Source organism: uncultured Rikenella sp. (assembly GCF_910579375.1).
Classification (GTDB): Bacteria; Bacteroidota; Bacteroidia; order Bacteroidales; family Rikenellaceae; genus Rikenella.
The window spans coordinates 1-6,770 of the sequence record NZ_CAJTUJ010000104.1 but is presented as its reverse complement, the minus strand read 5'-3'; the positions used below and the strand labels follow the sequence as shown (position 1 = coordinate 6,770).

Sequence of the window (6,770 nt, the reverse complement as noted above, 5' to 3'; positions counted from 1 at the left end):
CCGCTATCGCTCCGCCGCGTTTTCGCGCGCCTGCGCGATTCATTCTATTTCGGCAGTAAACCGAAATAGCTGAATCGCTTCTTTAGGCGGCGGCGCGCGTTGGTATGAGGGTACTGCGCTCGGGCCCCACGTCCCGTGGACGGGCGAAACTTACGTTTCGCTACGGCCGCCTCGGCCCCTGGCTTTATTCGCGCGCCGGGAAAATCTTGTCAAAACGTGCCTGCACATTTTGACGATTTTCCTCTTTAGGCGGCGGCGCACGAGCAACTGAAAAGTAATAACGGCCCAACCTTTGTCCGCGCGCGGGTTTAAAAAGGCGAACCCGGAGGTCATAAAAAACGTCGCCGTTTCGACCTGAGGTCGAAACGGCGACGGACAAAGCGCTATCGTCACTAAAAGACTCGCGACAAACGAGCTCGCGGCACTACGCCAGCTTCTGGAACTCCTCCGGCGTAACGGTCTTTTCGTTGACTTTAATCTGGTCGGCAATCGCAGCGACGGCTTTCCGCTCCGCTACGGTGTCGTAAATCTTACGCACCTCTTCCTTGTTCCCGAGGATCGAGCCGACAAAGTTCTCGAGCATATCGTCCGCCACGGTGTGCATCCCGTAGTACTGGAACTGCATCATCGCCACATCCCGAGCCCCGGCCTTGACATCCTCCTGAGTCACTTCGAGGTTGTTGTCTTTCATCACTTTCCGACGGATCATATCCCAACGGATCATGTCGAGGAACTGCGGAAAATCCTTTTCGATCTCTTCCATCGAGAATTTGCCTTCGTTCACCCGGTAGAGCCAATCCTTGAGGAACGCCTCCGGCAATGCGAGCTTGGTCTTTTCCAGCAGGTATTTCCGCAGGTCGGTCGTAAACTTGTACTCGGTCTCCTTGGCCAACTCGCCGCGCACTTGTTCGTCGATCCGGGCGTCGAACTGCTCCGGAGTGGTCACATCCCCGGCCGGGAAAGCGAGTTTGAAGAACTCTTCGTTCATCTCCGGTTCGGCGAATTTCCGAATCTGGGTGATGGTGAAGGTGTATTTCGGGTTCATTCCCTCCAGCTCGGCCTCTTTCACGCCGAGAATCGATGCCCGCTGCGACGGTGTCTTATAAATCTCGTTGACATCCACTTCGACAGCGTCCCCGACTTTCTTCCCGATAAACGGTTTCCGGGCTTTTTCGTCCATACTGATCAGCCCGACGTACGCGTCCTCGATTTTGACATCGTCCCCCTGGGTCAGCGTCCCGGTCAGGGCCTCTTCGTCGGCCACGACGTCTACGTCCACGAGTTTCCCGAAACGCCGCATGTAGTTGCTCCGGAAACCTTTCCGCATGTCGTCGTTCGGCTCGATGACGTATTTGGTCACGCTGTTTTTCTTGGTCAGCGCGAGGTCGATCTCGGGGGCGAGGCCGATCTCATAGACGAACTCGAAGTCGGTGCCGTTTTCAAAATCCAGGTCTCCCTGTTTCGTCTCGGACGGCATCAGGTCGCCGACGGTTTCGATGTCGTTTTCCTTGATATATTCGAACGCGGCGTCGGTGGCTTTCCGATAGGCGACATCGGCCAGCACCCCTTTGCGATACATCTTGTTGATGACCCCCATGGGCACCATCCCGGGACGGAAGCCCGGCACGTTGGCCTTGCGTTTGTACTCTTTGAGCTGCTTATCCACCTGTTCCTTGTAATCGGCTTCGCCGACGGTCACGCGAAGCAGGGCGGTCTGGTTTTCGAGGTTTTCTCTGGCTACGTTCATAGGAGAATATCCGGTTTTGTATTGTGCATGAATAAAGAGAGGCAAAGGTAAGGAATTTTGCGAAAATCCGCTATTTTTGGTGCCGACGGCTATGATTTACGACAAGGTATTACACAAAATCTGCGGGGCGGAGGCTCTGCCGGGACGGGAGTTCGAGGGGTGCATTTTCCGGGAGTGCGACTTCACGGGGGCCCGCTTCTCGGATTTCGACTTTACGGAGTGTCGGTTCGAAAAGTGCCGGTTCGGGATGGCGGAGTTCGAGGAGACCGGCATGCGGGAGGCGGTGTTCGAGGAGTGCGAGGTGCGGGGCGTCGATTTCGGCCGGTGCCGCAAGTTCGGCTTTTCGGTGGCGTTTCGGAAGTGCCACCTCAGTTTCTGTTCGTTTCATGACCTGAAGATGCCGAGAACGGTGTTCACCGGGGGTGCGGCGAAAGAGTGTTTCTTCTCGGAGTGCGACCTGACACAGGCGGATTTTTCGGGATGCGATCTGGAACGGACGCTGTTCGACCGGTGCAAGTTGGAGAAGGCGGATTTCCGCACGGCGTTCCAATATACGATAGACCCCGCAATCAATCGAATGCGGGGTGCCAGGTTCTCGCGCGATGGCCTCGAGGGACTGCTCGCGCAGTATGGTTTGGTGATCGAATAGGCCGGTTACTCGTCTTTTCCGCCGCCGAGTTCGCGGTTCAGGATGCGGACGGCATCCTGAAAGGCTTGGTGGAATTCGCGGGCCAGTATCTTCCCGTCGGGCCCGAGGAAGACGAAGAAGGGCAAGCCCTGAATGACATAGGCTTCGGTCAGGGCCTGGTTTTCGGGATGATCGGTCTCCAACTCGACTTCGATCCAGGGGTGTTCGACCATCCGGGCCAATACCGGACGGATATCGTCGGTGCCGCTCGCCGGGGTGGGACGGTCTGCGGGCAGGGATTCGTATACTTTCCGAATAACGTCGATCGACTGGGTGAGCCCCATCACTTCGAAGCCCTGCGCATGGTATTCGTCGTAGAGTTCCCGCACGTAGCGGTCGATGGCGATCGAACCGGGGCACATCCCCCAGTGGTACATCAGGAGGTATTTCCCGCGGAAATCGGCTTTGGTGAGGGTGCGTCCGTCGACGGTGGTGACGGTGAAGTCGGGCCCCGGCTGTCCGACGGTCAGTCGGGCCATGGCTTCCATGTAGCGGGCATAGAGCTGCCCGAAATAGCTCTCGCGGAGCGCTTCGGAGTAGGTGTCGAAGGTGGCGCGGGCCTTGTCTACCGGGGTGTAGCTGAGTCCCGGAATCTCTTCGACGAGCAGGTAGAGTGTCCCGTCGGGATGGTTTTTCCGATAGTTGCGGTTCAATGTCCGCACGCGGTCGACAGCGGCGCGATTGTCGTCATAAAAGAGGTTGAATTTCTTGCCACACTCCCGAGCGGCGAGGGTATCTTTCTGCTCCATGAGCTCTGCATACCGCCGGAGGTAGCTGCCGCGCACCTGCCCCAGCGAGTCTTCGACGCGCAGTACTTCGGCCAGCTCGGGGTCGCTGTAAACGCCTCCGCCCCAGGCGCTGTAGTAGATCTCGTCGGCGGTTCCGGCGACGGTGATCCGGTCGCCGGGAGTGATGATTACGGGCTTACCGCCCCGACCGTTCTTTCTGACTTTCCCGGTCTTCGGGTGGTAGGTCATCATGTAGTACTGGTCGTGCTCCAGGGTGCCTTTATAGCTGAAGCGACCGGGCTTCTTCACGACAACATCGAAGCCGGGGAGGTACTGCCACCGGGGCAGCTGAATGGTCTCGAAGCGGATGGTGTCGCCGGGTTGCAGGCCGTCGATCCGGCCGTCGACCGTGAATTTCTGCGGGCCGGCCGCAGCGGCTGTGCCGCACGCGGCGGCGAGCAGGCCGATCAAAAGAGTTCGGAGCATAAGCCTGTTTTGTTTGAGGTTTATGCTCCGAAGTAACTAAAAAATCCGTTACGATGTTCGCCCGACAGATAATTATTTTCGCACTTTCCGCAATTCGAAGTCGGGCCCGAGGTAAACGCGCCGCACGAATTCGTCAGCTGCGAGCTCCTCGGCGGTTCCGGTGCGGATCACTTTCCCTTCCACCAATATATAGGTGCGGTCGGTGATGGACAAGGTCTCATGGACGTTGTGGTCGGTAATGATGACGCCGATGTTCTTCTCCTTGAGCGATGCGACGATGGACTGGATCTCGGCCACGGCAATGGGGTCGACGCCTGCGAAAGGTTCGTCGAGGAGGATAAACTTGGGATTGATGGCCACGGCGCGCGCAATCTCGGTCCGCCGCCGCTCGCCGCCGGAGAGCTGCTGGCCGAGGCTCTTGCGCACTTTCTGCAAGGAGAATTCCTTGATGAGGTATTCGATCCGCTCGCGCTGGTACTCTTTGGAATAGTCGGTCATCTGGAGCACGGCTTTGATGTTATCTTCGACGGAAAGCCGCCGAAAGACCGATGCCTCCTGTGCCAGGTACCCTACGCCCAGCTGTGCCCGCCGATAAACGGGCTCTTTGGTGATCTCGAGGTCGTTGAGAAAAATCTTGCCGTCGTTGGGCTTGATCAGCCCGACGGTCATATAAAAAGTGGTGGTCTTCCCGGCGCCGTTGGGCCCGAGCAGACCGACGATCTCGCCTTGCTCGACGTCGATCGAAACGCGGTTCACGACGGTGCGCGATTTGTATTTCTTGACGAGGTCTTGGGTCCACAGGCGCATCTTCTCGCCGGCGACGCCGATCTCCATCGGATTTTCCATATACTGTAATTGTTACTGGTTGCGGGGTGGAGGGTACTGTTCTCTTTGTGAACAAAGAGAACCAGAAAAACTTTAGACGGATGCTTCGCATCCTCCCACTGCCGGCGGCCCAAATCTCGGACTCTTCTTTGGGCCGGGGATTCTTCCGGGCGCGTATAATGCGAGAATTACCCCAACGCGCCCGGAGAACCCCGACCCAAAAGGAATCACGAAGAATGAGGACTGCGGAGCCTAAGGAGTAGCGTAGCTATCACGAAAGTTCTTTGCGCCGCTTTCTTTCAACCGACGCTGCCAGCGAGCGTAATGCAAACGTAGTTTCAAATTACCGAGCGGCGAGGAGGAACCGAGTAGCGTACTGAGGGCAGAGACCGCTTGCGGGCTTTGCCGAGGTAGCATGAGGAAGCCGAAGGCAACGCGAAGCCAACAAGCGGCAGTTCCAGCCAACCTACAAACAGAATCGATTAAGACAAGAAGCCGAGCAGGATACCCGCAGCGACCGCAGAACCGATCACCCCCGCCACATTCGGCCCCATAGCATGCATCAACAGGTAGTTCGTCTTGTCGTAGTGCAGCCCCACCTCCTGCGACACCCGCGCCGAGTCCGGCACTGCCGAAACCCCGGCATTCCCGATCAGCGGATTGATCTTGTTGCCCTCCTTGAGGAAGAGGTTGAAGAACTTCACGAACAAGACCCCGCCGAACGTCGCCACGACGAACGAAGCAGCCCCGAGTCCGAAAATACCCAGCGATTTCCACGTCAGGAAAGTCGTAGCCTGCGTCGAAGCTCCGACGGTCAGACCGATCAGGATGGTGACGATGTCGATCAGCGGCCCGCTCGCCGTCGTCGCCAAACGCTTAGTCACCCCGCTCTCTTTCAGCAGGTTGCCGAAGAAGAGCATCCCGAGCAGCGGCAGCCCCGAAGGTACGAGGAAACAGGTCAGGAGCATCCCGATAATCGGGAACAGAATTTTCTCGCGCTGCGGCACCTGGCGCGGCGGTTTCATCCGAATGAGCCGCTCTTTCTTCGTGGTGAGGAGTTTCATGATCGGCGGCTGGATGACCGGCACCAAGGCCATATACGAATAGGCAGCAATAGCGATAGCCCCCATCAAGTCCGGCGCGAGTTTCGAGCTGAGGAAGATAGCGGTCGGCCCGTCCGCCCCGCCGATAATCCCGATAGCTCCGGCTTCGGCTGCGCTAAAGCCCAAGGCCAGCGAAGCGATGTAAGCGCCGAAGATCCCGAGCTGCGCCGCAGCTCCGATGAGCATGAGTTTCGGATTGGAGATCAGGGCCGAAAAGTCGGTCATGGCTCCGATCCCGAGGAATATCAAGGGCGGATAAACCCCCTTCAACACCCCGAAGTAGAGGTAGTTCAAGACCGATCCGTCTTCGTACACGCCGATCTGGAGCCCCGGCACGAACGGAATGTTGCCGACCAGTATCCCGAACCCGATGGGCAGCAGCAGCATGGGTTCGAACTTCTTGGCGATGGCCAGATAGATGAAAGCCAGACCGAAAGCGATCATGATCAGATGCCCCCAGGTCACGTTCGCAAAGCCGGTGTAGGTGAGAAACTGGTGGATGTTCTCGCCGATAAAGGCCCAAAAGCTGTAGTTCTCCATAGTGTCTGTAGCGCTGGCGGGTTATCCGATGGTGATTAATACGTCGCCTTCGAGCACGGAGTCTCCCTTACGGGCCCGGATCTCTTTGACGGTGCCGTCGCGGTCGGAGTCGATGTTGTTCTCCATCTTCATGGCTTCGAGAATCATCAGTTTCTGGCCGGTCTTCACGGCATCCCCGACCTGTACCATCACGTCGAGCACGACGCCCGGCAGCGGGGACTTGATGTTTCCGGCGGATGCCGATGCGGTAGCGGCCGGACTCGATGTCCGGGCGGTGGCGGGATGCGCATCGCCCTGAGCCGAAGCGGCCACGGGCTGCTGGACGATCCGGGGGGTCTTGGCGACTTTCGGGGCGTTCATCCCTTCGACTTCCACTTCGTACTGGGTGCCATTGACGTTCACCAACGCGGTGTTGTCTTCGACGTTGGATATCGATACGGCGTATTCGTTGCCGTTGATCTTGATCTTATACTCTTTCATCGCTGTGTGTTTCTATTTTTCTCAATCCTTTCATTTATCTGTGTCTACCCGCAGGGAACTGCCGCTTTTTGTAAAAAGCGGCACCAAAAACTTTTAGTTAGCTACGCTACTCCTTAGGCTCCGCAGTCCTCTGTCTTCGTGATTCCTTTTGGGTCGGGGTTCTCCGGGCGCGT

7 protein-coding genes are annotated in these 6,770 nt (G+C 57.7%); 1 reads left to right on the top strand and 6 read right to left on the bottom strand.

Translation table 11 applies throughout. From position 1 onward, the window contains the following. Window positions 1-184: 184 nt before the first annotated feature. Entirely contained in the window at window positions 185-379 is a 195-nt protein-coding gene (locus tag QZ302_RS07845; RefSeq protein ID WP_294594260.1) for a hypothetical protein, read from the bottom strand. A 45-nt stretch (window positions 380-424) separates the two neighbouring features. After that, window positions 425-1,747: a trigger factor gene (gene tig, locus QZ302_RS07840; RefSeq protein WP_294594259.1), complete on the bottom strand. Its 1,323-nt coding sequence runs from the start codon at window positions 1,745-1,747 to the stop codon at window positions 425-427. 91 nt (window positions 1,748-1,838) lie between these two features. Between tig and QZ302_RS07835 the strand changes: the two genes are divergently transcribed. Next, complete coding sequence (locus QZ302_RS07835; RefSeq protein WP_294594257.1) at window positions 1,839-2,396, top strand: pentapeptide repeat-containing protein; 558 nt, start codon at window positions 1,839-1,841, stop codon at window positions 2,394-2,396. A gap of 5 nt (window positions 2,397-2,401) precedes the next feature. Here the strand turns inward: QZ302_RS07835 and QZ302_RS07830 are convergent, their stop codons facing one another. The 4 genes from QZ302_RS07830 to QZ302_RS07815 form a co-directional block, all read right to left on the bottom strand. Continuing rightward, window positions 2,402-3,649: a TlpA disulfide reductase family protein gene (locus QZ302_RS07830; RefSeq protein ID WP_294594255.1), complete on the bottom strand. Its 1,248-nt coding sequence runs from the start codon at window positions 3,647-3,649 to the stop codon at window positions 2,402-2,404. A gap of 72 nt (window positions 3,650-3,721) precedes the next feature. After that, window positions 3,722-4,456, bottom strand: coding sequence for an LPS export ABC transporter ATP-binding protein (lptB, locus tag QZ302_RS07825; protein WP_294594261.1), 735 nt, complete (start codon window positions 4,454-4,456; stop codon window positions 3,722-3,724). A 500-nt stretch (window positions 4,457-4,956) separates the two neighbouring features. After that, a complete protein-coding gene (locus QZ302_RS07820; protein ID WP_294594253.1) occupies window positions 4,957-6,117 on the bottom strand; it encodes a sodium ion-translocating decarboxylase subunit beta in 1,161 nt (386 codons plus the stop codon). Window positions 6,118-6,138: 21 nt separating this feature from the next. Continuing rightward, window positions 6,139-6,597 carry a biotin/lipoyl-containing protein gene (locus QZ302_RS07815; protein WP_294594251.1) on the bottom strand — a complete coding sequence of 153 codons (459 nt, stop codon included), beginning with the start codon at window positions 6,595-6,597 and terminating at the stop codon, window positions 6,139-6,141. Window positions 6,598-6,770 lie beyond the last annotated feature (173 nt).